Below are 24,370 nucleotides of genomic sequence, written 5' to 3'. Positions count from 1 at the left end.
TATATGGGGTAATGTATTATATATATATCCAAACCACTTCAAAGTGCATGTTTCAGAGCTGCCAGTATTCATAATCGATAATCACTCCAATAAAAAACGCCCTGCATTTGCCGGGCGTTTTTTGTGCGATGAAGTTAAGCACTAACCCGCAAGCTGAATGTTCATCTTATTGCTTGGTAATACAGAAAGTTCTAATTAAGAACTTTTTATTATAGATAAGAGCGCGAGTCTACTTTTACTGCATAGTTAGTCAAAAAGTAGATAGTTTCCAGCTGACAAAAAATAGTAATTCCCTCTGATTTTTACGGAGATGGGCTCTGCTGTCATTTCTTTGACTCTTGAATGTTCATTCATATATTCACTTTACGATTCTCCCACAAACGACGGCTGGTTAATTTTTATACTTGATTATGAATATTGCATAAATTATAAACTACGCACTACTTAACTTGTAGTTAACACGGAAGTAACAGAAAAATAACAAGTAGCGATTGCATTTCCACATGTAGTCCCTAGACCATCTCCCTGAGATTGGTGCTCTAAGGATTGGATCGCGAACAATTGGAGTCAAATATGTTAATCGAGTCATCTAAACTATCATCTGAATTTTCATCAAAAACAGGCAAGTTTAAAGTTCATGCTTTAGCACTTGCATGTTCAGTCGTCCTCTATTCGGGAGCGTCTTTTGCTAAAGAGGAGGTCGCTGCCACCGAAAAAGTGCCCGCTAATCCTGCACACATCCAAGAATCAAAAAGTCGATTCGACAAAGGAGCAAATGTTCCTGGTAAGCAGCTCAAAGATGATGGCAAACAAAAGGCGCACCTTTCTAAAGTTAAAAGTGAAAAGAAAATTGATGGACCAATGGGGACAGTTGGGCCAGCGGCAGAGGCTGAAGCTGATCCCTGTAACGGTTATAGCCAGTTTGAAAATTTAACGGGTCAAGATCTATATGATTTTGTTAGGCAAGCAGATTTCGCTTGCATTTCAGAACTTTACTCGAAAAGTGATGCTACATCTGTAGCGGTATACCAGAGCGGAAATGTCATCTCTGTCGCTAATAATGCCAAGGCGATGGCGGCGACGTATGATAGCCGCAATGGCGGTGAAATGCTCAATCTGATCTACTTCTTACGTGGTGCATTTTACATTGAGTATTACAATGACGATTTGAACTATGCCAATAATAAAGCGGCTAATGCTCTGCGTGATCTACTTGTCGAGTATTCAAATAACCCGTATATCAATGATACCAGTGATATGCAAGGTGATACTCTGGCCGAATTTTTTATTGCCTGGGATAGTGCTAGTAGCCATTTGGAAAGTGTTCCTGCAATAACTAACTACTTAAATGCTTTCAGCCCAGAGCACCTAGCTAGCAACAAACATCGTTATGCATTAACCAAGGCGCTTACAACACTTTACTATGGCAGCTGGGACGCAGATTACACTAAAGCAAGTAGGGATCACGGTGACTTGATTGCTGCGCTTCTAAATGTTGCTACTTCTGAATATATCTATAATTCGGCCTACGCCTTTGAGTCGACAGATGCCTTCCATGAATTTGGTCGTTTCTACGAATACCAAGAATACTGGAATTTACCCGCAAGCCTTAAAACAACACTAAACGATGGAACGGTTCAGTATATGAATAGCTTTGAGCGCATGTCTGCTCAATGGGCCGATGCCGCTGGCTATTTGGACTACTACAACCCCGGCGAATGTGAGCAGTTCGGTATCTGTGGTTGGGAAGCCGAGCTTGAGTTGAATATTCTATCTATTCATTATAGTTGTAGTGACACGATTAACATTCGTGCTCAGCAGCTCTCGACGGATGAACTGCAAGCTTCTTGCGACCTGATGGGCGCAGAGGAGATCCTATTTCATGATATTTTAACCACAGGAAGTCAGCCTGTGGCTGATGATCTCAACACTAATTTAGAAGTTAACATCTTCGATAGTTACGATGATTATGATCAGTATGCCGGCATCATATTTGGGATCAGCACTGATAATGGGGGTATGTATTTAGAAGGTACCCCTTCTCAAGAGGGTAATCAGGCTAGGTTTATTGCTCATGAAGCAACCTGGACAGAAGATATTCTGGTTTGGAATCTACGCCATGAATATGTGCATTACTTAGATGGTCGATTCAATCAATATGGTGCATTTAATTACTTCGATATCGATACGGGCAAGTCAGTGTGGTGGTCTGAAGGTTTAGCTGAGTATATTTCTCACCAGAACCGTTACGATGATGCAGTCAATCTTGGCCGCGCACAGACCTTCAGCTTGAGTGAAATTCTATCTAACACTTACGATAGCGGCTCTGACCGAGTGTATAAGTGGGGTTATTTAGCGGTACGTTTCCTATTTGAAAACCACAGAAGTGATGTTGATGCACTGCTTGTTTTGGCCAGAGGTGGTGATGCCAGTGGTTGGTTAGCGTATATCGATAGCAATATAGCGCAAAACTATAACAATGAGTGGAACACATGGTTAGCCTCTGTGACCAGTAATGATGAATCGCTTAGCAATATCACTCCTCCACCGGCCGTTGATACGGATGGCGATGGCGTGATTGATAGCGATGATGATTTCCCTAATGATCCTAACGAGACTAAAGATACCGACGGTGATGGAGTGGGCGATAACGCCGATGTATTCCCAACCGATCCTACAGAGTGGGCCGATTCAGACGGTGATGGAGTGGGCGATAACGCCGATACGGTCGATCCAATTGATCCTGTTGAACATTGTGGGGTCGAGACGGTTACTGGCGGGCAGTTGACTATAGATCAAACTGAATGCGTTGCTGGGCAAAATATTCGTTACTTCTATACCTATGTCGAAGATGACAGCACTGCACTTTATATTTCAACAGCGGGTGGCGAAGGTGATGTAGATGTATATTTCAGCCAAAATGGTTGGGCGACGGCGAGTGCTTATGAGGCTAAATCAGCTACCGCGGGTAATGGCGAGCAACTCAATGTTACGGCTAATAGAGGTTGGGTATATATTAGCTTAATCTCTACAGTAGAGTTTGAAGGTGTGAGTCTAAATGTTAGCCTGACTGGCGGTGACACTACTCCGCCAGTACCAGTGACAGTCGCTGACAGTTGTGCGACTCAATCACCTTTGGGTTATGGTGGCGTTGAATTTGGGGAGGCTGTTTGTATTCAAGATGGTCGTGCAAACTACTACTTCTATGTGCCAGCAGGTACAGATGAAATTAGTGTCGCCAGCGGCCACGGTAGCGGAGATGTTAACTTATATGGCAGTAGCCAAACATGGGCGAACTCCAACACCTATGAGGTAAAGTCTGAAAACCAAGGTAATGTGGAGAGTCTAACGATCTCTTCCCCCGCTGAAGGTTGGTACTACGTCACAGCAGAGGGCGCACCATCAAGCAATGGCGCAAGCTTAGTTGTTAAAATCAAATAGCAATTTAAACCCTATTTGATTTTAAGCCGACTCATTAGGAGTCGGCTTTTTTACTTATAGCGTAAAACAATCGATTCTACTGGCGATTAGTCCCAGCTTATTGCTTAGTAAGCCACGCTGACTTCATATGAGCCAAATTTGCGAATATTGATCACGCCAGTATCGAAGATCAGATATTGACCTTTAATGCCTTTTAGAACACCTGAGACTTCTGGGTTTTTATCAAAGTTATGTGAGGCAATTTTGGTTGGAAACTCGCTCACCGGGAAGTTGATCTGTTGAATTGGCTCATCAAGTTTTGATATGGCGAATTCACCATGTTCAGCGGTAATTTCAGCCAAACGTTCAGTTATTTGTGGGATCAAGGCTGCAGCTTGCTGCTTGAGATCTAAGTCATCAGCATTGCCCTTCAACATGGTGCGCCAGTTGGTTTTATCGGCAATCATTTCCGCTAACGCTGTTTCGACTAAACCTGAGATGAAACGGGTCTCAACTTTAAAAATCGGCAAACCTTGAGTAGCCCCTTGGTCTATCCAGCGTGTTGGTAATTGGGTATGACGGGTAATACCGACTTTTATACCTGAGGTGTTAGACAAGTACACGTAATGGGGTACAAAGCAGTTAGCTTCGCCCCAAGACGGCTCACGACAGGTGCCTGCAGCATAATGGCAGGTTTCAGGCTTCATGATACACAAATCACAACTTGCAAGTTTTTGCATACACACATAACAATGGCCTTGAGAGTAGCTCTTTTTGGTTTTCTTACCGCAGTTACAGCAGAGGATCTTGCCGGTATGAGTCAGGGTCAATTTTGAGCCGATAAGAGGGTTTAAATCGAGTAGCTCATCGCCGACGGGTAATTGATATTGCACCTGTTGATTCTCATCGAGGTGGCTGCGCATTTTTCTGAGTGTTCCAAGCATGACAGTCTATTTCTTATTAGGCTTTTGAACAGTCTAACAGATTGTTTCATCCTACTTGGAATGGTTTTATCGATTGCTATGGGGGATAAAACACAGTAAATCGATAGCCAACCGCTGCTAAGTGATTAACTTTCAGCATTTAGCTGACGCTTCGGGCTAAAGTATTGCTGATAAACAACCATAAAATATTCTCTTATCTGCTGCTCTAAGTGCATAGCGCGCTCTGTGGGGCGACAAATCATGATATGCACATTTTGCTCACCAGTGAGTCTGCTATTGACATGAATATGTTGTTCTATCTGTTGAGTGAGGGCAGCGTCGCAGTTTTGCTGGATCAATGGTATTGACCATGATGCAAAATGATCTCTTGGATCTCGGTAGCCATAAGGTTGTGCTCAATCACTTCACCACAAAACAAGATGATTAGAGACAATCAATAATAGAGAATGATACTGACTTAATTAGCGAGGGTTTAAAGGATAAAATGAGAAAGCCAGAGCGGGGAGGGCTGCTCTGGCTTAACATCAGTAAAACTATGTGGCGTAGTGACTAATACCTAAAGGCCGTTGTGGTATTGCAGTACCGTTGATTGCGCCACCATGCTGTCGAGCTTATTCGCGGCATTGGACTGACCGTTGATAAGCAGCTCGAACTGTTTGATTAACTGCCCCTTGTCAGGTGATGGCTTATCGCCGGCGCCAATATTGGTTAAATCAATCATAAAGCCATCAAAGAGGTGAGCGAGATCGTCAATGATCTCAGTATTTAAGAATTGATCTTGATTATAAATACTCGGGTAACCTGCTTTTTGTTTATCAATCGCAAACTCATCCCCTTTAAGGTTGGTAATGCTGGTCGACTTATCACAAGAGAGCATACAGCCATTGTCGATACGGGGCTTTTCACAGCCGACACTTTGCTGGAAGAAGCACTGTCTGCTCGCCATCAATAAAATGGGGTGATAGATGCTGTACATCATTTTAAAGTTAGCAGGGCGGGCAATATGTTTAATTTGCTGTTGGTTTATTTCGTTAGAAATAAAGGCGCCATGACAATCAAACTGCTCTTGCATTGCTAGCAGTGCATAGGAGTTGGTGGTGTTTAAAAACGGTCCAGCAATCCATTTAATCCCAAGCTCAAAGGCGCGATTAGCAATACCAGTATTATTGGTGACAATCAGTGGCGGTTGCACTTTTTCCAAAATATTCAGCGCCGCATCATAATCTTTACCGATAAGGACTGACGGAAACCAAGGGATGAGTCGTGGGTTTTGTTTGAAGAAATCGACATATTGGGTACAGCCGCGCTTATAGGCATCGGGTAACTTAAAGTAAACGTCAGCATCGGTGTTATCGGCAAGAGCAATATCGGCCTCATCACAGATCAAAATAGACAGCTTAGGTGTCTCATCTTGTGGTTTTGGATATTTAACCAGCTTAGGCAGTTCAACCGCGGCTAACACGGCGGTGCCATGGTTAAGCTGCAATAATACCTGTTTCTTTAAGGTGGTGAGCTCTTTAAAGGGGATGCTAAGGTCGGCGGCTAAATCGTCGGTTACCAGTGGCTTAAGGTCGAACTCTGCATTATGTAAACTCTTAAAGCGTTTCTCAATTGCGCTGTCATCAATGCTGGCATCGTCACTGCTGGTGAGCAGACTACGAGATTGTACAGTAAAGACTTTATCGACCAATTGGGTTTGCCCGACAACAAAATCTTGGGTGCTAACCGTGATCGATAGCGGCTCATCTAATTGGCCCGAGAAAGCTAAGGTGAGTGGCAGTTTCTCAATGCTTAAATGCTTTATCTTGTCATCAACGCTTGCTTGAATTTGGCTTTTTTCCTGCTGTAACTCTTGCTCAGCATCATGGATCTGCACTACCGAAATAGACTGAGTACCGTTTTGAGTCAGCTTATCTTTAAGATGGTTTTTCGAGTTATCACGAGGATTGTCGATAAACATCGATTGGTTCAGGTCGCCCTTTAAAAAGGCGTTGGTTAAGTCGCGGTTGAATACTTTATAGAGGCGCTCACCATCTTCAAGTAACTCTCCGGTCGCAAGGAAACCATCTATCTGTTTACGGAAACTGTCTATCACGGTATGGACGTAGCTTGCGCCCTTAATACGACCTTCCACTTTAAACGAGTGAACACCGGCTTCGATTAATGCCGGTAGGTCGAAAAATGCCGAGTTGTCTTTGATATTGAGCGGGAAGTTATGCCCCGACTCGGTGGTTTCATACTCTTCACGGCAAGCCTGGCTGCAACGACCACGGTTACCTGAGTTACCGACACTGGCGGAGGTAGAATAACAAAGCCCTGAGAACGCAATACAAAGCGAGCCATGGACAAACACTTCAGTGGTGATACCGTTGTCGCGACCGGTAGCCGTTAATGCGGTGATCTCACGTAAATTTAGCTCTCTCGACAAATTCACCCGTGAGGCGCCTAACTTCTTTAAAAAAGGAATTTGGCCCACATTATGAGTGGTTAGCTGGGTTGATGCGTGGATATCCAATGTTGGGAAGTGCTTTTTGATCAAATGGAACATGCCAATATCTTGCACTATCACACCGTCTAAAGTGGTGTTGACCAACTTGCTCAGTAGCTTTGCTAGGGTTTTAAATTCATTTTCTAAGATCACAATATTGAGAGTTAGGAAAATCTCACACTGATATTGGTGTGCTAAACGTATGATCCCAACCAGTTCCTCAAAGGAAATATTAGCGGCACGGTTACGAGCATTAAAGGTATCTAAGCCACAATAAACAGCATCGGCTCCGGCAATTATTGCCGCTTTAATCGCATCAATATCTCCGCCTGGTGCTAATAATTCTATCTTTGGATCCATGGGTACCACTTGTTGTTAGAAATTTAATGGGGGGATGTTACCCGTATATTTTGTGAATGAATATCGTTAAAGTAAATTATTCGCATTTGCTAATTGAGCTTACTGAGCAACAATGAACGAAATCATGGTATTACCTGTACTCTATTCTTTGAGAAATTGCCCCTATGCGATGCGGGCTAGATTGGCTATTTATGCATCAGGCCAGCAAGTACACCTGCGCGACTTGGTGTTAAGCAACAAACCCGCTGAGATGCTAACAGCCTCGGCCAAAGGAACCGTGCCAGTTTTAGTTACCACTGATGACTTGGTCATTGATGAAAGTTTAGCGGTCATGCTGTGGGCATTTACTCAGTCCGATCCTCAACATTACCTCGACGCTTCACAGCCAAACGCACTAGCAGAGATGCTTGAGTTGATAAGCTTATTTGATAACGAGTTTAAGGGGCATTTAGAGCAGTACCGCTGCGCTAAACGTTATCATGAGCCGTCACTCATCGAAAATAGACAACAATGTGAGCGTTATCTTGCTGATTTGGAGCTACGGCTAAACCAGCATCAATACTTGATGTCCGATAACCCCAGTTTGACTGATCTGGCGCTAATGCCCTTTATTCGTCAGTTTGCGCGGGTGGAGCGACAATGGTATTTACAATCACCCTACCCAAAATTGAGGCAATGGCTTAATCAGTATTTACAGAGTCGAATGTTCAGTAAGGTAATGACCCAATACCCAATGTGGCTCGACACAAAGGAAGATGTCGTCTTTGGAAGCGGCCTATAGAAGTCGGTGTAAGTAGAGCGTAAGTGAGTTAAACGTTCGCTGATATTGACTATTGTTAGTCAATAAAAAGGAGTGGCTGGAAAACCCCGGCGGTATCTTTCGAGGTGCAGGCGGTACCCAGTGGCAGTTTGTTTATGAAACTGCGATAAGCTGGTTTGTGCCCACACTTATCTATTCAATCGTGGTGGTGTTTATCGCCGCAACACTATATTCGGCTGTAAAGCTTATATCTCAAAAAAACCGAGTTAAGCAAGATTCATGTAAGCCCAAAAAAAGGAATTACCTATGACACAATTTATCATTAGTTATTTAGGTGGCGACAAGCCAGCGTCAGCAGAGGAGGGCAAGCGCCATTTTGCTCAATATCAGCAGTGGTTAGCCTCCCTTGGTGGTGCTGTAATCACGGCTATGGTGCCCTATAAAAATAGCCACAGCGTAAGTAGTGATGGTGTATCTGCAGGCAGCCAAGTGGATATGACAGGACATACTATTGTGCAGGCTGAGAGTATCGAGCAGGCTATCGAGATGGCAAAGTCCTGCCCATTTCTAGCAATCAATGGCAGGCTCAATATTGCTGAAATGGTTGTAATCTAGTCTCGAATTTTAAGTCAGTAGATGAATGAACTAGATAAATGAAGGTTTACATAAACGCTTTAAATTAGCGGTTTAAATATACGGTATGGATAAACAGGGAGTAAAACCGTTGGATATTAGGTTAGCGCAGCAAGACGATTGGGATCATTTATTGATCTTGCGGGCGGGGAATAGCGTAACTTACAGTAAAACCGCTAATAAAAAGCCCAGAGATTCGTCTGGGCTTGTTGATGTCTAAACAAATGGAGTGAAGCTTAGAAAGTGTAGCTTACGCCAAACTTTACTGTTCTTGGCTTACCCACATTCACTTCACCGTTTTCACCGCCGCCTAGGTAGTCGGTATCGAATAGGTTTTCGATATTGACTCTAAGTTGTAGATCTTGTCCTGCTACTGGAATAGCGTAGCTAATGCCGGTATCAATGCGGGTATAAGCCTCTTTCTCGAAGGTGTTAGCGGCATCGCCAAAACGTTCGCCTTCGTAGAATGCGCCTAAGTTAACTGCCATTCTGTCTGTTAGTGAATATTTGGCCCAGATAGAGGCTGTCCACTCAGGTACATCTTCAGGACGATTGCCCTGATACTCATCGTGTGAAGTATATTCTGCATCGAGATACATAAACGAAGTAATCAAAGAAAGGTCATCATTGATCTGTCCCATGCCACCAAACTCAAAACCGGTGTGACGCTGAACACCACCTTGAGTGGTGATAGGGTTATCAGAAGTGCCCGTGTTGACCAAAATGTTTTCACGCTCAATATTGAACACTGCAGCATTTAATCGGATTTTGCCTGAAAGCAGTTCCCATTTAGTTCCCAGTTCTAGCATTTTGCCTTTAATCGGATCGAGCTCTAGGCCATAGTTGCCATCTTCATCGTCAAGTACGCTGCCTTGGGGCTCGAAACTCTCACTGTAGTTTGCGTAAATAGAGGCATTATCGACCGGGTGATAAATCACGCCGAATTTTGGTAATACTGAATTGCTGTCGGCGTCGTCCTTATCTTGTTGATCGTAGCGCACACCTAACAGCACTTGCCATTCATCGTTAAGTGAAATTAGATCTTGAGCAAACACACCATAGTATTGATAATCTTCGCTAGACGCTTTGCCATCGGCATAATCTAGATCAGGTTGAGGAACCGTGATCCCAGTATTGATATTAGCATCAAACTTATCGCCTTTAACTTTTAGCGACGTGTATTGGTGGTCGACATAGTTACCGCCGACAAGTATGTCGTGCTGCATCCCTGCTAGCTCAATAGAGCCGACAAAATCAAAGTAAAAGGCCTGTTGCTGCCAATCTTCTAACTTGTTATAGGGCTTATTTTCATAGTTGCCAGTATCGGGATCATAACTGCCAGTCTGTGGTTTACTTTCCCAGCGCTCACGTTCGTTATGTTGTTTGTTATAACCTGCGGCTAATTCCCAATCGTCAGACAGGTGGTAGATCAGATCGGCGCCATAGTTTTCACTTTGGGCATCAATTTTGGTCCAAGGCATATCCCAAATCATCTCGTTACCACCAACAATATCGCCGTTATCATCAACTAAGGCACCGCTGTCTTGGCCTGCAAGTTCATCTGATTTGTCATAGTGTAAAGAGAGCGTGAGGTCATCACTGAGATCAAAATCAGTCATCAAGCTTCCCACAAGAAAGTCACTCTCCTGTGCGCTACCGTCTTGGTATTCACGCCAGTTTTTGTTTTGTTCTTTCTCAAGCACGGCGCGATAACGAATGGTTTGGGCTTCATTTAAGCTGCCACCGGCATCGAGAGATCCTCGAATCGAACCGTTTTCATCACCTTTGACGCCGAGGGTTAGAAATGAGTCATAAGTTGGTTTTTTGGTGACCAAATTCACCAGACCACCAGGCGTTGACTGACCATAAAGTAAGCTTGATGGGCCCTTTAACACTTCGACATTTTCAACCAAGGCCATTGGTAATCTGTACTTAGAAAAATGCTGGTGGCCATCTTTTAGCAGGTTAGTACTTTCATCCAAACTAAAGCCACGTAAGCTAAAACGTTCTCTGTCTGTCGTTACGCGGCCAATAGAAATGCTGGCATCATTTTTAAGAGCATCCCCTAGCGTGCGAACTAACTGGTCATCCATTATCTCTTTAGGAATGACAACAACTGATTGTGGCGTATCGAGTAATGACACATCTGAGCGCATGGCCCCATGAGCCTGATCCGTTTTGTAATGCAGTTGGTGACCCATAACGGTGATGACTTCGATATTGGCATCGTCAACGGTGGTTGCGATAGCAGCGCCTGAGTGCAAAATGCCTGCGATGAGGGCGGTAATTAGCTTTACTTTGGTGTTCATATAGTCAGCCTTTATAGCTCTATGCGATGACAGCTCTTACGTAAGCCAATCCCGATATTCCGTATCAAATGTTAAACGCAGGCTAGAGTTAATTTAGTTATGTTATGCAAGCTCTTAAATTCGTTAAGGATGCTAATAAGAATAACTCTCAATATCAAACGTATCTGGTCAATAAGTAAGCGATCGAATCTATGAATGATAATTATTGTGAACTTAGTCACTTGCAGTGTTTACTAATATTCATACCCCGAAAAGGCTGCAGGCTTGTACTGGTAAGGGGTGTAGGCGTGTTCGGTTGTTTTTTAGTCCCCATGGTGCGGCGGTTGAATATTAATGAATATTAACTGAAACTTAAGCCGGTCAGTTTATACTGATTTTTTTATGACAGCAGTTTGCTAGCAATCTAGTGTCAAATTGTTATCAATAACGTAACTGAGACGGTGACTTTCACTGGCGTTTGTACTCTGGTAATTGATTTGCCGGCAGTAAAAATAAGCTGAATTAGGACAATGGGAATGTGGTATGAGTACTAAAAATAATAATAAAATAGAAGAAAATGGCTTGGTAGAGTATCAGGTATGGGATAAAACCGTGCGGATCTTCCATTGGGTTAATGTTGTGCTGATCACCGCGTTGATGTTTATTGGTTTTATTATGATGTTTAAGTCTGAACTTGGGATCAGTGGTTTGCCGGCAAAGATCAAACTTAAAGAGTTACACACGGTTATCGGCTATATGTTTGCCATTAACTTAATTATTAGATTAGTTTGGGGCGTTGTCGGTAGCCATTTTGCTAAATTTTCTAAGATGCGTCCAAAAACCGCTGAGGTTACAGCGTATAAAAATCGTTTAAAAAAAGGCGAGAATCCACAGTACCTTGGCCATAATCCCATCGGAAAGTTTGCTGTTGTAGCAATAATGGCGCTTTCAATTGTTATCATGGTCACAGGACTAATACGTGCGGGAACTGACATCTATTATCCGCCTTTTGGTGGCGCAATTAGCCACTATCTCGCTGCAGATAATACCGATCCTGCTTTGATAAAAGCCTATGACGATACCGGTGTCAACCTCGATAAAAAAGCCAGTATGAAGCCTTATAAGAGTCTTGCTGGCGACATTCACACGTACAGTGTTTATCTATTATTGCTGCTTATCTTGCTGCATATTATCGGTGTGATAATCGCTGAATTACGGCATCAGCCGGGTATTATTTCGGCGATGTTTTCTGGCAAGAAAAGCATCTCGGGTCAGTGCGAAGACAGTTTTGATTAAAACCATAATCATTGAGACGGTAGTTATTAAAATGGTACCGACTTAGAACGACTTCAGTTTTAACTATCAAAGCCACTTTCTAAAATCGGAAGTGGCTTTTTTGCTTCTATGGTCAACCTAAAAGTGCGGTCGATAAGCCAGTGGTAACTCAAAGACTTTATCTTCTTGAGTCACTGGGCAGATAAAGTTTAAATAGCATGAGGTCAGCTGCAGGTTGGGCGTCGCTTCACTGCCATTGCCGTGCAATCTATCACCGACAACAGGATGACCTAAACTCGCCATGTGCACCCGTATTTGGTGTTTGCGACCGGACTCTATCTTCACCTGTACTTTCGATTGATTAAGCTCAGCGTTGTATTGCAATCGATGGGCGTGGGATAGCGCCGCTTTGCCATCGACATCGCTGTCGATGGTCAGCTTTGACTGAGAAAACTCACCCTCTACAATCACTTGGTAATGCTTATCTAACGCGCGAGTTTCAAATAACTTCGCGATGGCGGCGGTAACCTTTTTGCTGTGGCCCAGTACGATAAGCCCAGTCGCTGCCAGATCGAGTCTATGGATGATATAAGCGCTACGAGCAGGTTCTAAATGAGTCTCAGCAAAGCGGTTAATCGTGGTGTGGTCGCTCCATTTAGAACCTTGGCAACGCATGCCAAAAGGTTTATACCAGACACTGTACTGACCCTCGTCAAACAGCAATAGTGCGTCTTCGACTTGTTCATCTAACACAGCTTGATTGTAGTAAAGGTGTAGCTCATCGCCTTGATTAAGGGCTTTTTTAGCCCGCCTTAAGCGGTTGGTTTGTGTGCCATGAGTCAACCAAACAGCGCCTTTTTGCATCGCCTGCTTTATGGCTTGTTTACTCAGTCCTGTCTGCTCTGACAGCAAGCTCGCCGCATCAGTTTCGGGATCTGTGATCTTGATATGGCATTCAGTTTTTAGCAGGCTCATCTCTTATTACGCTGTCATCAATGTTTGGCTTGGCATTTTACACTATCGGTGACGGTTGCTGCGAGTATTAGTCGATGTAAAAACTTTAATGCAAATTATCTTGTTCTCTGTTTGGGCTAGGCTTAATGTTGATAGTAATCGTTTTCAAATACAGTAGCCGTTGGTGTTTATCGAGTATGAACTTATCACGGTTATTTTGCTGGCAGCAACTGGAGTACATCATGGATACGCAGTTAAAATTTAGAGTACAGCACTGGCTCAAGAATGATCCCGACCCACTAATGCGTGCAGAGCTACAAGCGTTGGTTGACGCAGGTGACGAGCAAGCTTTGACTTCACGCTTCGCTGGACGTTTAGCCTTTGGAACAGCAGGGCTTAGAGGCGTGGTTGGCGCGGGACCGACTCGAATGAACCGCTTAGTTGTGCAGCAAACATCTGCCGGGCTAGGTGCATATTTACTAGCACAAGTCAGCGACATTGCCAGCCGTGGTGTGGTGATTGGTTATGACGGCCGTCATGACTCACAACAATTTGCCGAAGATGCAGCCAGTGTATTGTGCGGACTTGGAATTAAGGTTTACCTTACCAAAAGAATAGCCGCGACGCCGTTAGTGGCCTTTGGTGTGCTACACCTTGGCGCGGCTGCAGGTATCGTGGTTACCGCTAGCCATAATCCACCGCAATATAATGGTTATAAAGTGTATTGGGGTAATGGCGCGCAAATCATTCCACCTCACGACAGTGGTATTGCCGCGTGCATCGAAAAGGCCGCCAATGAGCAGATAACGTTAACCTCAGTTGATGATGCTTTAATCGCGGGGAAGTTACAGGTGTTGTCCGATGACTTTTATCAGGCTTACCGCGATGGCGTGCACCAATCACCGGTATTACAGAATCATACTCAGCCAGAACAGGTCAGCCTCGCTTATACCGCTATGCATGGCGTCGGTAATGAAATGGCACTTGATGTGTTGCAAGATGCAGGTTTTACCAAGGTATACTCGGTTGCGGCTCAAGCGCAGCCCGATGGTGACTTTCCAACGGTGAACTTTCCAAACCCTGAAGAGAAGGGCGCGATGGACTTGGTGATTGCTGAGGCTAGAAAGCATAACGCCATGCTCGCCTGCGCCAACGATCCCGATGCCGACCGCTTTGCCGTTGCCGTGCGTAAAGCCGATGGTGATTACCAGATGCTGACGGGCGATCAAGTCGGGGTATTATTTGGCCATTACTTATTGAGCTATGCACCCGATAATCAGCGCTTTACCTGCACCACTATCGTGTCATCGAGTCTTCTGTCTAAAGTGGCAGCCAGTTTAGAGGCAACTTGCCGCACAACGTTAACGGGCTTTAAGTGGCTGACTAATGTCGGCATGAGTGAGCAAACAGATGACAATCAATTTTTGTTTGCCTATGAAGAAGCGCTCGGTTACACACTTGGCACCATGGTGTGGGACAAAGATGGCTTATCAGCCTTAGTGGGCTTTGCACAATTGACCGCAGAGCTCGCCAGTAAAGGGCAAACCATATGGGATAGGTTGGAGGCGATATATCGACAGCATGGATTCCATCTCAATAGCCAAGTGAGTATCGCGTTAAAACCGACTACACCCAATATTGGTGCCTATTTGCGTGATAACCCACCGCAATCAATTGCAGGGCACAAGATAGTATCAACTGATGATATCAGCCTAGGTAAACGCTTCTTCGCAGATGGAGGCGAGGAAGATATTAGTCTGCCAGCCAGTGATGTACTCATCTATCGCCTCGAAAATGAAGCCCGCGTGATTGTTAGGCCATCAGGCACTGAGCCAAAGATAAAGTGTTATTACGAAGTGGTAGAAACCATGAATGCAAACGACACATTGGCAAGCGCACAACGTAGAGCACAGGCCAACATGGATGCCTTTATTAAGGCGCATCAGGCAGATTTGCCAAAGTAGGTCACCATCGAGTTTTGAAGCCACCGTCAAGGTGGCTTTTTATTGGAATGGTAACTCTGTGAGTAAGCGCATATGCACGATTGACCACTTCAGAGCTAAGCTCGTTTTTGGACTGAAATGAGATAGCTTAGCAGAACAACTTGGGAATAATTGGGAGTCATCTCGGCAAGGCTTCTGGGCCGGGATCTAGTGTCATTACCTAAAACATCTACTTATGATGGAAAGCAGCTCATCCACTATGTTCCTTTGCAAGCCGCCGTGAATACCTCCATGTAGGCTCTGCTGAAAAATCCCTTTTTCAGAAGCTTGCACGTTCCACAGCAGATGATCTGCCAGCGAGTTCAGAGTAGCGTCTAGCTCATTTCTGGACAAAAGCTTGTTACCTTCAGGCAAAGGTGGTTCCAATTGCCTGCGGCAGGCGTATGTGCAGACGCAACTGAGGCTCGCCGTGAACACATCCCTGTGGGCTCAACGAAAACGTCCTGTTTCCGAAGGCCTCAGCCGCATCTACACTGGTTTCGAAAAGCGCAAACTCTCGGCATCTGGGTTTTAAATTTAAAACCATAAAAGTCACTAACCTGCATAGCCAGCAGAACACGCCAATCTCCCCCGTTGGAAATTTTGCTTTTTAAATTTCGCCGGGGCGCTGAGGGATTGTCAAGGGGCGCAAGCGCTTTGCCCCTTGGCTCTGGTGTGGGCGAAGCACCACGACGTTGACGTTGATTCTGATTTGACAAAGCAATAACTGATATTGCAGCCAGCACGCTTTGGGGCATTTCCTTGTTACAGACAAGCTCAAATCGTAGAGGCTGATATGCGGGTGGCGAGCTTCGATTTCAGGGTGAGGTATCACGAAGTTATACGCTCCGAACGAGAGGCTGGGATGCCGAACTGGCCGTTAAACAAGGACGTTGTTTGATTTGGCAGAGCCCACAAGGCCAATTCTGTTCCATACAGAATTTGGCATTTCCTCCGTCCTTGGAGGTCAGAAGTGCTTGCGGCGGTTCGCAGAAGCATCTGCACAATCATCGCCGGACAGGCGATAGATTCCAATGAAGACTAAACCTTCAAACACACTCCCCAATATCAATTCAGCCAGAAGCTAAATCAGAAAATGTATTAAGCCTTCATTCGAAGGCTAGCTAACTTTGGTGGACAAATGACTTAAAACCCCCAGTCTTCCTCCTCTATTTTCGGCATATCTTGATGGCATTGGTAGCATTGTAACTGCTGGGATTCATAATAGTTATGGTCCTCATCGCTGCCGCCTTTGTAGGGAGTGACCCCCTCAGGTAGTTGATGAGCTATACCCTTGTGGCAATCGATACAGGTTCTATCTTGTAAAGCACCGTCTCGGCCCTGTGCGTATTGATGAACCAAGCCGCTACGACTCTGCTGTGCGGTAATAACCATCGCCTCAAAGTTATGACAGTTTCTACACTCTCTTGAGTCGGTTTTCTGCATGCTTTGCCAGACATGCTCGGCGAGCTGTTTACGTTTCTGTTCAAATTTCTCTGCAGTATCAATGGAGCCAGTGAGTGTGTGAAATAGCTCCCTACTGGCCTTAATCTTTCTGACTATCATATGCTGCCACTCTTTAGGTACATGGCAATCAGGGCAGGTGGCTCTGACCCCAGTTCGATTTTGATAGTGAACCGTTTTTCGATACTCAGGGTAGACGGTACTTTCCATCTCATGGCAGCTGATGCAGAAACTCATACTGTTGCTCTGCTCTAGGGCGGTATTAAATCCCCCCCAGAAGATAACACCGATAGCCATAAAGGTAAGTGCGGCACCTAGAGTGCAGCCTAGGATGACCTTACGCTTAAGCAGTTGACGTAGAGAGTTAACTATCATCATTACTTGTCTGCTCATCGATAGGAGATAGGTGGCTGATCTCAATCGCTTTAGGCTCAGTGATGCAGGCCTGTACACATTGACCACAGCCGATACAGGTCGCTAGGTTGATACTGGGCTTCTCACTGTGCCAAGTTAAGGTGTCTTCAATGGGGCAACTACCACGGCATGCCCCACATTCTGGGCCCGAGTAGGGCATACAGAGGTCAGTATTCACTCTTGCCGACGCCATCGGCGGGCATTGATTTGCTGCGGGGAGTTGGACTGTATGCTTCACTGAGTCCGCTTGATCGTTTGGTAGGTTATTCTCATCAACAGATAAAATATTGTCCTCTATCTGCTCCTGTTGAGTAGCAGGAAAAGCTAGCGCCTTGTCTTTGCATGCGGTAACGCAGGGCCAATCACTGCAGAGCTTGCACGCTTTGTTGGGGATATCCATCGCTGGGGTCGATACTGTCACAGTGCCGCGATGAAGTGGCAGCTCAAAGATCACCTGCTGTGGGCAAGCTTTAATGCATTCACCACAGCGACTGCAGTTGAGCAAAAAGTCGAGTTCATTGATGGCAAAAGGTGGACGTATCCATCCTTTTGCATTGTGCTCAACTTTTTTCAGCGCATGCTCGGAGCCGATATCAGCAAGCTTACTGAAGCTAGATTTGAAAAAGCTACGGCGATCCATTAGCTGCGCCTTACTCTGATCGCTCATCGGCTACATTCTCATCGTCATCGGTTGCACTAACATCCACAGGTTAAATCCAGTAACGAGTGCGGCAAATAGGATCATGGGCAGCAGTGTGATGCCTTGGGCTGCAAATAAGCGGTGACCACGATGGCGGATCACCTGAGCTGCGATAACAAAACCTATGGCTATAATGACTCCCTGCATAATAAATAGGGTATTTTCTGAGACCATCATCTCCATATGACGCATATGCTTATCCATCATGCTCAATGGCTCTGCCCCGATTCCTAACGGGTTTGCCACTAGAGATAACCAGTCACTGCTTTCACGGACAAAGTGGGTGAGGTTATGGGCAATATGATAGCTAAATGCCAGTGGAAGAGAGACAAAGGCAAAGCCAGAAAAGAGCTTGTTAAAGCTGAGTTTAGTCACCACAGTATCAAGGCTATTTTTCAGTACTCTCTGGGTCAGGCCTATGCAGAGGCAATAGATCAGAATAGGTAAGATCAGGGTGGCGGCTAAGCCGATAGAGAAGCTGATGATCAGCTGACCACTGTCATTAATCAGTTGCGCCATCTCGCTTAAGTACACTTCCCAGTAGTCAAGCATGGTTAGGCCATGAAACAGAGTGAGAGAGAGTAAAATAAGTAGGAAAAAGGCCTCATCCATGTGAGGTTTGGCCTCTTTTATCGCTTCACTGCTTGGGGACCTCAATTGCCAGCTGACATTACTTGAGGGGCAGCTTTGAGTGCAGTTACCGCATGAGGTGCAGTAGGTGTTCTCCTGCAATCGCCCCATGACTAGCTTAGTCGGGCAGGGCGCTATTTTGTCACTGCCATGGAAACACTCCAAGGTTTTACAGTTACGGCAGATCTCACTATCTATCGGCCTAAGGGCGATAGGGGCAAGTTGCGAGTATGCGCCAACGGTTCTTCCTACCGGACACATGTAACGGCAGAAGGCTTTGCCCTCAAACAGTGCTAGCGTGGTGGTGGCCAAGATAAGCATCAACAGCGCCAGCATGGCGGTGGCGTAGGGGCTGGCAACAATACCAACACCAAGCTCTAACCAGGTAAAGCCGATAAATAACAGGCTTGCAGGCCAGACACTGCGTAACATATTGGGTACTTTTAGCTGCAGTCGACTGTGTGAGTTGGAGTGGCGCCAGATGCTGTGATTGACTAGCCAGCTGGCGATATTGTCCCAGGGACAGAGTGCACACCAAGCAGAGCCGCTAAACAGGATAGCGATAATGATCCCCGTCCACCAAAGGTTCCAGGTCAGTGTGGTGGCTAAATTGCGTTCAACAATCGGCGTGCCCCACAAACCAGCGGTGATGACGGTGATAAACAGGGCAGCAAAGGCAATCTTTAACAGTAAAAGAGGCCAGGTATACTTAGTAAGGAAGCGAAACAAGCCACCGATAAGCGGCAATTTAGCTAAGGAGATGCTGCGGCTAGCGCTCGTTGTCGGTGCTTTGACGGCCATGGTCAAAAGACCCAATAACAGCATCATGATGCCGATAGCATAAGCCCAGTAGAGCGGGAGTCCTGGGTGGGTCATTATCATACGGTGTTCCCCTGTTGAATTTTGGTGCGAGCGATTCGCTTACGTTGCACAATATTGATCATCAGCAGCAGGAAGAAGATAAATCCTACAGTTGCACCAATAGGGCCGACAGGGCTTGCAGCCCCGACTTGCAGGGGGAAATCTATTTCGTAGGGCTCACCATTATCTTCAAAGTAAGCACGAATGATGTAACTGCCGCGACTCTTAAACAGGAACCCTTGGCGATATACCCCATCATCAATATTCTGCTGACCGATCACTTCAGGTTTTGCGCCGTCGCCGATGCCTATGCTCTCACCCCAAAAAGTGTCATCACGGACGGTAAAGGTGATAGCTTGGTCGAGCATCTCACCATTATCTATCCGTGTGGCGTATATATTGACTCGACCTGGCTCGTTGGGTTTAGGAAAGGCGGGAAACACCATATAAGTGAAAAAATACTCGCCTATTTGTGTCTCAATCGCCATGCTGGGCGGCGTGTTAGAGTCCTCATTAAGGCTATATGAGGGACGACCCAGTACATGGTGTGCCTGGGTTAATGCGCTAAATAGTGTCAGAGCACACAGCAGCAATCCCGATAATATTGCTGTTGTTTTACTTGTTATTTTTATCATCTATTTACTACTCATTTATTTTAATCATTCGCTTGAGCGACCTTCACTAAGTTGATCCTCACTCGTTGATATTTTTTACTGGGATCGCTAGGTTATTGTCCATATTCTGCTGGCGATACTGCCGGCTTTGATGACCTGGACCTTGGTTGGGAGTGTCTGACATTGACAAGGTCAGGCTCATCGCGCTCTTGGGGCAAACTGAGATACAGGCGGTGCAGTTATTGCACTCGGCGCCAAAATTGTCCCGCATTGGATCTAAGCCAAACTCACATACCGCATTACATTTATTACAGTCATTACAGGGCTCGACTAAGCGCTTCACTCTGACCACTCGATAGCGTCCAAGTAGTGAATAGAGCGCGCCACCTGGACAGAAGTAACGACAGATCCCGCGGCGACTGACAAAGGTGTCAAACAGCAGAGTGAGGATGAAAAACAGGGTGCCACCACCGAAACCTGATAATGCGATAGAGAAATATAGCTCCCGCCCCAGTACGGCTGGTGGATAGATGCTGGCGAACGCTAACGTGCCTGTGTATGCAGAGATCCCTATGCCCAGAGCCAGTACTAGGTATTTTATGCTCTGGTGAAAGCGTCTATTGTTATTGATACCAAAACGGCTGAGGTAGATTGATAGGTTGGAGTTGAGCTCATAGATAAAGGTCGCTGGACAGATCCAGCCACAGAAAAAGCGTCCAAACAGCAGGGTGGCTAATAGGGGAATGAGTGCCGTGAGTAACAGGGGCCAATAGATCTTGAGGCTTGCAGCCATCTGCCCGACCACGGCTAAGGGATCGGTGAGCTTGACGCCAAATAGCTGCCCCGACCAAGTCGTGCCTTTGATGGCATCGAGATCATGTTCAGGCTCATCGACAAAGGGGGCGCTGATAAATTCCATGGTGTCATAAAGCAAGGTTTGCGATGACGACAGATGGTTATATCCCTGCGCCGCGACGTAATGCTGGTAGATGCTGAGCAGGGGGATCAAGATCAGCATTAAAAATACCACCGAGAGTGAAAACCAGCGCAATTTATTGAGGTGCTTCCACAGTGCGAATGGTTTGCTGTCTGTTATCGGTTTATCTTTGTTTAGACCCGCTTGGGTAAACTCCTTATCCATCATGAGCTCCTAAGTTGATCTAGGGTGTGGCTGGGGATGATCTTGATAGCTTGAGGGATCTGAATACAGCTACTCTCACAGAGTCCACAGCCTACGCAGGCATCGAGCACCTCTGGCTGCTCCATAAAGCCCACGATAATGGCCTTATCTTGTAGAGGGCAGGCGCGGTAACAGACGCCGCAAGATTTACCCTGCCAAGAGAGGCATAGCTGTTTATCGACACGGGCTATGCCCATGTTGACCTGTTCGATTATTGGGGTGAGTTCGCGTTTAACCGGCTTGATTGCTCCGCTTGGGCAGACATCACCACACTTCATACACAAGATGCAGGCTTTCTCTCTTGGGCTGATATAGGGGGTGCCATGGGACGCAATGCCATTTTCACTGCCGAAGAATTTGATGCAGTTATTGGGGCAGATCTCGGCGCACTGATTACAGCGTATACACTGACTGATAAAGTCATCTTCAGCCAGCGACCCTGGTGGGCGAACGTATCTTTGAGTGAACTGCTTAACCTTGAAAGCTGCGTTAGCCAAGGAGGCTTTAAGTGTGACTCCAACAGCTGCTAGTACACTCAGTTGTTTAATAAAATGACGTCTATTCAAATTACTACCAGATTATCAATGTAGATTAAAAGAGAGAGTTAGCACTCGATAAATAACTAAAATCTCGACTTTCGCTTTAGTCATGAGTGCTAACGCTTATGGTGGTTGTAGTTAGATTTTCTCTATCCTTGCGGCCAACTTCTTAAAGTCGACCTGCCCAGATACCGGATCCCAACAACGGTTTGAGATACCGTTGGCCAGCCACTTGTTCTTCTTTGGATCGGCGCTGTCAGCAACAGAGAGGTTCCATGGGCCAAACATATAGCCTCTTGGCACACTGTTACGAGCAGGTTTGACGATACTGTCGGTGCCGCCAACCTGAGCACGCGCCTCGAGTGAACCACGTCTAGTCACGACGCGCACCCACTCGCCATCTTTAATGCCGAGATCTTTGGCATCTTCGCTATGCATCTCCACATACATCTCAGGCACTAGACGTCGTGTGGTGGGGCTACGATGAGATTTAGCGGTATGGAAGTGCTCATAAACAACACCTAGACCCATCCAGTAGGGGTATTTATCGTTGGGAACCTCCTTCCAAGGAATTCCTCTGAACTCCTCATCGGGAAGATCGGGCGTTAATCCCATATCGCGCGCCTTGATGATCAGGTCTTGGTTATCGATGGTGTAGTGATCTTTCTTTCCTCCGACAGCACCGAACTCCATCAACTTCTTAGTGATCTCTTTACGTTGACTATAGTCCTGCTTACACAGCTTCATGTTGACCTTGCCATCTTTGGTACGGAAGTAGCCGTATGGACGATTCTCCCACTGGCCCTCCTGCATCATATAGCGGCGCTTAGTGCCGCCACTTTTAGCTGAGTCATAGTTAGGCGCTGGCCACTGAATACCGCGCAGGGTTTTCAGTTGCTCGTAGGGGCTGATACCATCAAGTTTTTCACGCTCTAGGATCCCGGTAAGATCGGCATCGGTGCCTACCGATGCACGACAGACATCTCTAAACACCTCTTCGGCGTCATACTCACCATCTTCACCCCGCTTGTAGGGAAAGATTGCGTCGCCATCCATACCCAGCAGATCGGCGATCTCCTTACCCTTGTCGATAACCATATCCATATCTGGACGACAGCCCTTAGGGCCTTGCACCGCCTTTTCGGTGATATTGATGCGACGCTCCGAACTGATGTAGACCCCGTTGACTTCACCCCAAGTACAGGCTGGGAATATCACATCGGCGTAGAGGTTATTGGGTGCATGGCGATAGATCTCCTGCACCACGTTGAAAGTTTTCAACAGTGCTGGACGGACCAAGTTGTATTGATCGGGGAGATCGATATGGGTGGCATAGACCAGGAACATCGCCTTAAGGTCATCCTTAAGTGCGCGCTCCATCATACCCACCGCAAAACCAGGATTAGGCGAGCTGGCGGCTGTATCGAGATTCTTCTCTGGAATACGCCACATCTTGGCCATATGTTTACGGTGCTTAAGATTGCTTAGCCCTTCATTAAATGGCAGACGACCCGTTAGGCCACCAGTGAAGCGCTCACCCATAGCATTGGGCTGACCCGTCATCGAGAATGGGCCACAACCGGGCTTAGCGAGGTTGCCGGTTAAAGTGAGTAGGTTGATGATTGAGATAACATTGTGCTGACCGTGGATATGTTGGTTATAGCCAATGCCCCACATGATGATAACCCCACCTGTGCCTTTACCATCTTGCTTACCCTTACCACGGGCCAAACGTTTGCGGGTTGCATCGGCAAACATCTGCGCCACTTGACGGATCTTCTCTGGGTTTACATCGTGATTAACGCCGCCCATTCTGTCTTGAACTTGCTCTGGGCTGTAGTCATTCTGCACCCCTTCGACATACTCCTCCCAGCCACTCACATGCGCCTTGAGAAAATCCCAATCGATGACATCTTGATGTTCTTTAAGCAGTACATGGGCAATCGAGTTTAGGAAGCTGATATCACCATTAAGAATGGGCACATGAACATGATTCTTGCTGTTGATATCCTCATAGCCCTTGCTGGTACCCGTTTCACGTGGGTCGACCACGACTGTTGGGATATCATTTTTCTTCTTATAGTCGGCGATACGCCAGAAGATAATAGGGTGTGACTCACGGGCATTATGACCAAAGTGCATCACCATATCGGACATCTCGATATCATCATATGCCAGCGGCGGTGTATCAGAACCTAAGGTGGCAAAGTAGCCCGTTACCGCCGAGGTCATACACATACGTGCATTGGCTTCGATGGTATTTGAGCCCAAAACCCCCTTCATAAACAGGTTCTCTAGGTACTGGCCCTCCATGGTGAGCTGGCCAGAACCATAAAGAGAGATAGAGTTACCGGTATACTTCTTAGCGAAGTGAACGACTTTACGCGCCACCATGTCAGAAGCGTCATGATAAGGCACGCGGACAAAGTGCTCTTCGTCGAATGAGCCTTTGGTGCTACTGATATATTCGATATTACCGTGGTTCGGTTTTTGCCACTCTGCCCAGACATCCTTACGGACATAGGGGTCGCCCTCCATGCGGTCAACATACATAGGCTCTGCAGCCGTTAAGCCTTTGATACACTGCAGTCCGTAGTTGGTCGGGTGATCTTTGTCGGGACGCATTGAGACAATTTTGCCATCCTCAGCCTGAATAATGGTGCCACAACCGACTCCGCAGTAGGGGCATTGGGCTAATGCTGTGGTTCTTTTCTTAGGTGCTGCAGTTGCTGGTGCGGCTTCAAGTTCTGGGTTACTGGCGACAAATAATCCGCCGCCTGCTGCAGTTGTTGCAATAAACCCACTACCCTTCAGGAAATTTCGGCGTGATACATTGTTTTCCTTACTTCGTTTCATCTCAAATT

At 46.1% G+C, this 24,370-nt stretch carries 17 protein-coding genes; 5 read left to right on the top strand and 12 right to left on the bottom strand.

Annotation, left to right across the window (positions count from 1 at the left end; genetic code table 11):
* Positions 1–573 precede the first annotated feature (573 nt).
* On the top strand, positions 574–3,441 hold the full coding sequence (locus L2755_RS09695) for a M9 family metallopeptidase (protein WP_248980486.1): 2,868 nt from the start codon (positions 574–576) through the stop codon (positions 3,439–3,441).
* A 104-nt stretch (positions 3,442–3,545) separates the two neighbouring features.
* Here the strand turns inward: L2755_RS09695 and L2755_RS09690 are convergent, their stop codons facing one another.
* The 3 genes from L2755_RS09690 to L2755_RS09680 all read right to left on the bottom strand — a co-directional run bounded on the left by L2755_RS09690 (position 3,546) and on the right by L2755_RS09680 (position 7,212).
* Positions 3,546–4,364, bottom strand: a complete 819-nt coding sequence (locus L2755_RS09690) for a DUF2797 domain-containing protein (protein WP_248980485.1) — start codon at positions 4,362–4,364, stop codon at positions 3,546–3,548.
* Between the two features lie 125 nt (positions 4,365–4,489).
* Positions 4,490–4,702, bottom strand: coding sequence for a hypothetical protein (locus L2755_RS09685; protein ID WP_346348089.1), 213 nt, complete (start codon positions 4,700–4,702; stop codon positions 4,490–4,492).
* 218 nt (positions 4,703–4,920) lie between these two features.
* Positions 4,921–7,212 carry a peptidase U32 family protein gene (locus L2755_RS09680; protein WP_248980484.1) on the bottom strand — a complete coding sequence of 764 codons (2,292 nt, stop codon included), beginning with the start codon at positions 7,210–7,212 and terminating at the stop codon, positions 4,921–4,923.
* A 112-nt stretch (positions 7,213–7,324) separates the two neighbouring features.
* Here L2755_RS09680 and L2755_RS09675 point away from each other — a divergent pair, with 112 nt between their 5' ends.
* Positions 7,325–7,993: a glutathione S-transferase gene (locus tag L2755_RS09675; protein WP_248980483.1), complete on the top strand. Its 669-nt coding sequence runs from the start codon at positions 7,325–7,327 to the stop codon at positions 7,991–7,993.
* Positions 7,994–8,278: 285 nt separating this feature from the next.
* Complete coding sequence (locus tag L2755_RS09670) at positions 8,279–8,587, top strand: YciI family protein (RefSeq protein WP_248980482.1); 309 nt, start codon at positions 8,279–8,281, stop codon at positions 8,585–8,587.
* A gap of 254 nt (positions 8,588–8,841) precedes the next feature.
* Here the strand turns inward: L2755_RS09670 and L2755_RS09665 are convergent, their stop codons facing one another.
* The gene (locus L2755_RS09665; protein ID WP_248980481.1) at positions 8,842–10,914 is read right to left on the bottom strand and encodes a TonB-dependent siderophore receptor; all 2,073 of its coding nucleotides are present in this window, start codon (positions 10,912–10,914) and stop codon (positions 8,842–8,844) included.
* A 522-nt stretch (positions 10,915–11,436) separates the two neighbouring features.
* Between L2755_RS09665 and L2755_RS09660 the strand changes: the two genes are divergently transcribed.
* Positions 11,437–12,189, top strand: coding sequence for a cytochrome b/b6 domain-containing protein (locus tag L2755_RS09660; protein ID WP_248980480.1), 753 nt, complete (start codon positions 11,437–11,439; stop codon positions 12,187–12,189).
* A gap of 117 nt (positions 12,190–12,306) precedes the next feature.
* On the opposite strand, the gene L2755_RS09655 is transcribed toward L2755_RS09660, so the two are convergent.
* Positions 12,307–13,143 carry an RluA family pseudouridine synthase gene (locus L2755_RS09655; protein ID WP_248980479.1) on the bottom strand — a complete coding sequence of 279 codons (837 nt, stop codon included), beginning with the start codon at positions 13,141–13,143 and terminating at the stop codon, positions 12,307–12,309.
* 221 nt (positions 13,144–13,364) lie between these two features.
* On the opposite strand from L2755_RS09655, the gene L2755_RS09650 reads away from it, so the two are divergent.
* On the top strand, positions 13,365–15,086 hold the full coding sequence (locus L2755_RS09650; RefSeq protein ID WP_248980478.1) for a phospho-sugar mutase: 1,722 nt from the start codon (positions 13,365–13,367) through the stop codon (positions 15,084–15,086).
* Positions 15,087–16,250: 1,164 nt separating this feature from the next.
* Here L2755_RS09650 and L2755_RS09645 read toward each other — a convergent pair.
* The 7 genes from L2755_RS09645 to L2755_RS09615 all read right to left on the bottom strand — a co-directional run bounded on the left by L2755_RS09645 (position 16,251) and on the right by L2755_RS09615 (position 24,362).
* Positions 16,251–16,946: a NapC/NirT family cytochrome c gene (locus L2755_RS09645; RefSeq protein WP_248980477.1), complete on the bottom strand. Its 696-nt coding sequence runs from the start codon at positions 16,944–16,946 to the stop codon at positions 16,251–16,253.
* A complete protein-coding gene (locus tag L2755_RS09640) occupies positions 16,933–17,649 on the bottom strand; it encodes a 4Fe-4S dicluster domain-containing protein (protein ID WP_248980476.1) in 717 nt (238 codons plus the stop codon). The genes L2755_RS09645 and L2755_RS09640 overlap by 14 nt, the downstream gene beginning before the upstream one ends.
* A gap of 3 nt (positions 17,650–17,652) precedes the next feature.
* Positions 17,653–19,194: a 4Fe-4S binding protein gene (locus L2755_RS09635; RefSeq protein ID WP_248980475.1), complete on the bottom strand. Its 1,542-nt coding sequence runs from the start codon at positions 19,192–19,194 to the stop codon at positions 17,653–17,655.
* On the bottom strand, positions 19,191–19,808 hold the full coding sequence (locus tag L2755_RS09630) for a hypothetical protein (RefSeq protein WP_248980474.1): 618 nt from the start codon (positions 19,806–19,808) through the stop codon (positions 19,191–19,193). Before L2755_RS09630 ends, L2755_RS09635 begins: the two co-directional genes overlap by 4 nt.
* 58 nt (positions 19,809–19,866) lie before the next feature.
* Positions 19,867–20,928 (bottom strand): 4Fe-4S binding protein, encoded by a 1,062-nt coding sequence (locus L2755_RS09625; protein ID WP_248980473.1) that lies wholly within the window; start codon positions 20,926–20,928, stop codon positions 19,867–19,869.
* Positions 20,928–21,533: a 4Fe-4S dicluster domain-containing protein gene (locus tag L2755_RS09620; protein WP_248980472.1), complete on the bottom strand. Its 606-nt coding sequence runs from the start codon at positions 21,531–21,533 to the stop codon at positions 20,928–20,930. Before L2755_RS09620 ends, L2755_RS09625 begins: the two co-directional genes overlap by 1 nt.
* Positions 21,534–21,644: 111 nt before the next feature.
* Positions 21,645–24,362 (bottom strand): molybdopterin-dependent oxidoreductase, encoded by a 2,718-nt coding sequence (locus L2755_RS09615; protein WP_248980471.1) that lies wholly within the window; start codon positions 24,360–24,362, stop codon positions 21,645–21,647.
* Between the last annotated feature and the right edge of the window lie 8 nt (positions 24,363–24,370).

This window comes from Shewanella abyssi (genome assembly GCF_023284025.1).
GTDB classification, from domain to species: domain Bacteria; phylum Pseudomonadota; class Gammaproteobacteria; order Enterobacterales; family Shewanellaceae; genus Shewanella; species Shewanella abyssi.
This window is presented reverse-complemented; position numbering and strand designations above follow the sequence as displayed.

Excerpts from the sequence above, each read along its gene's own strand:
- L2755_RS09695 (WP_248980486.1), top strand. The coding sequence starts at position 574 with ATGTTAATCGAGTCATCTAAACTATCATCTGAATTTTCATCAAAAACA.
- L2755_RS09680 (WP_248980484.1), bottom strand. The coding sequence starts at position 7,212 with ATGGATCCAAAGATAGAATTATTAGCACCAGGCGGAGATATTGATGCG.
- L2755_RS09660 (WP_248980480.1), top strand. The coding sequence starts at position 11,437 with ATGAGTACTAAAAATAATAATAAAATAGAAGAAAATGGCTTGGTAGAG.
- L2755_RS09675 (WP_248980483.1), top strand. The coding sequence starts at position 7,325 with ATGAACGAAATCATGGTATTACCTGTACTCTATTCTTTGAGAAATTGC.
- L2755_RS09640 (WP_248980476.1), bottom strand. The coding sequence starts at position 17,649 with ATGAGCGATCAGAGTAAGGCGCAGCTAATGGATCGCCGTAGCTTTTTC.
- L2755_RS09630 (WP_248980474.1), bottom strand. The coding sequence starts at position 19,808 with ATGATAAAAATAACAAGTAAAACAACAGCAATATTATCGGGATTGCTG.
- L2755_RS09690 (WP_248980485.1), bottom strand. The coding sequence starts at position 4,364 with ATGCTTGGAACACTCAGAAAAATGCGCAGCCACCTCGATGAGAATCAA.
- L2755_RS09625 (WP_248980473.1), bottom strand. The coding sequence starts at position 20,928 with ATGGATAAGGAGTTTACCCAAGCGGGTCTAAACAAAGATAAACCGATA.
- L2755_RS09670 (WP_248980482.1), top strand. The coding sequence starts at position 8,279 with ATGACACAATTTATCATTAGTTATTTAGGTGGCGACAAGCCAGCGTCA.
- L2755_RS09650 (WP_248980478.1), top strand. The coding sequence starts at position 13,365 with ATGGATACGCAGTTAAAATTTAGAGTACAGCACTGGCTCAAGAATGAT.
- L2755_RS09635 (WP_248980475.1), bottom strand. The coding sequence starts at position 19,194 with ATGATAATGACCCACCCAGGACTCCCGCTCTACTGGGCTTATGCTATC.
- L2755_RS09655 (WP_248980479.1), bottom strand. The coding sequence starts at position 13,143 with ATGAGCCTGCTAAAAACTGAATGCCATATCAAGATCACAGATCCCGAA.
- L2755_RS09615 (WP_248980471.1), bottom strand. The coding sequence starts at position 24,362 with ATGAAACGAAGTAAGGAAAACAATGTATCACGCCGAAATTTCCTGAAG.
- L2755_RS09665 (WP_248980481.1), bottom strand. The coding sequence starts at position 10,914 with ATGAACACCAAAGTAAAGCTAATTACCGCCCTCATCGCAGGCATTTTG.
- L2755_RS09645 (WP_248980477.1), bottom strand. The coding sequence starts at position 16,946 with ATGATGATAGTTAACTCTCTACGTCAACTGCTTAAGCGTAAGGTCATC.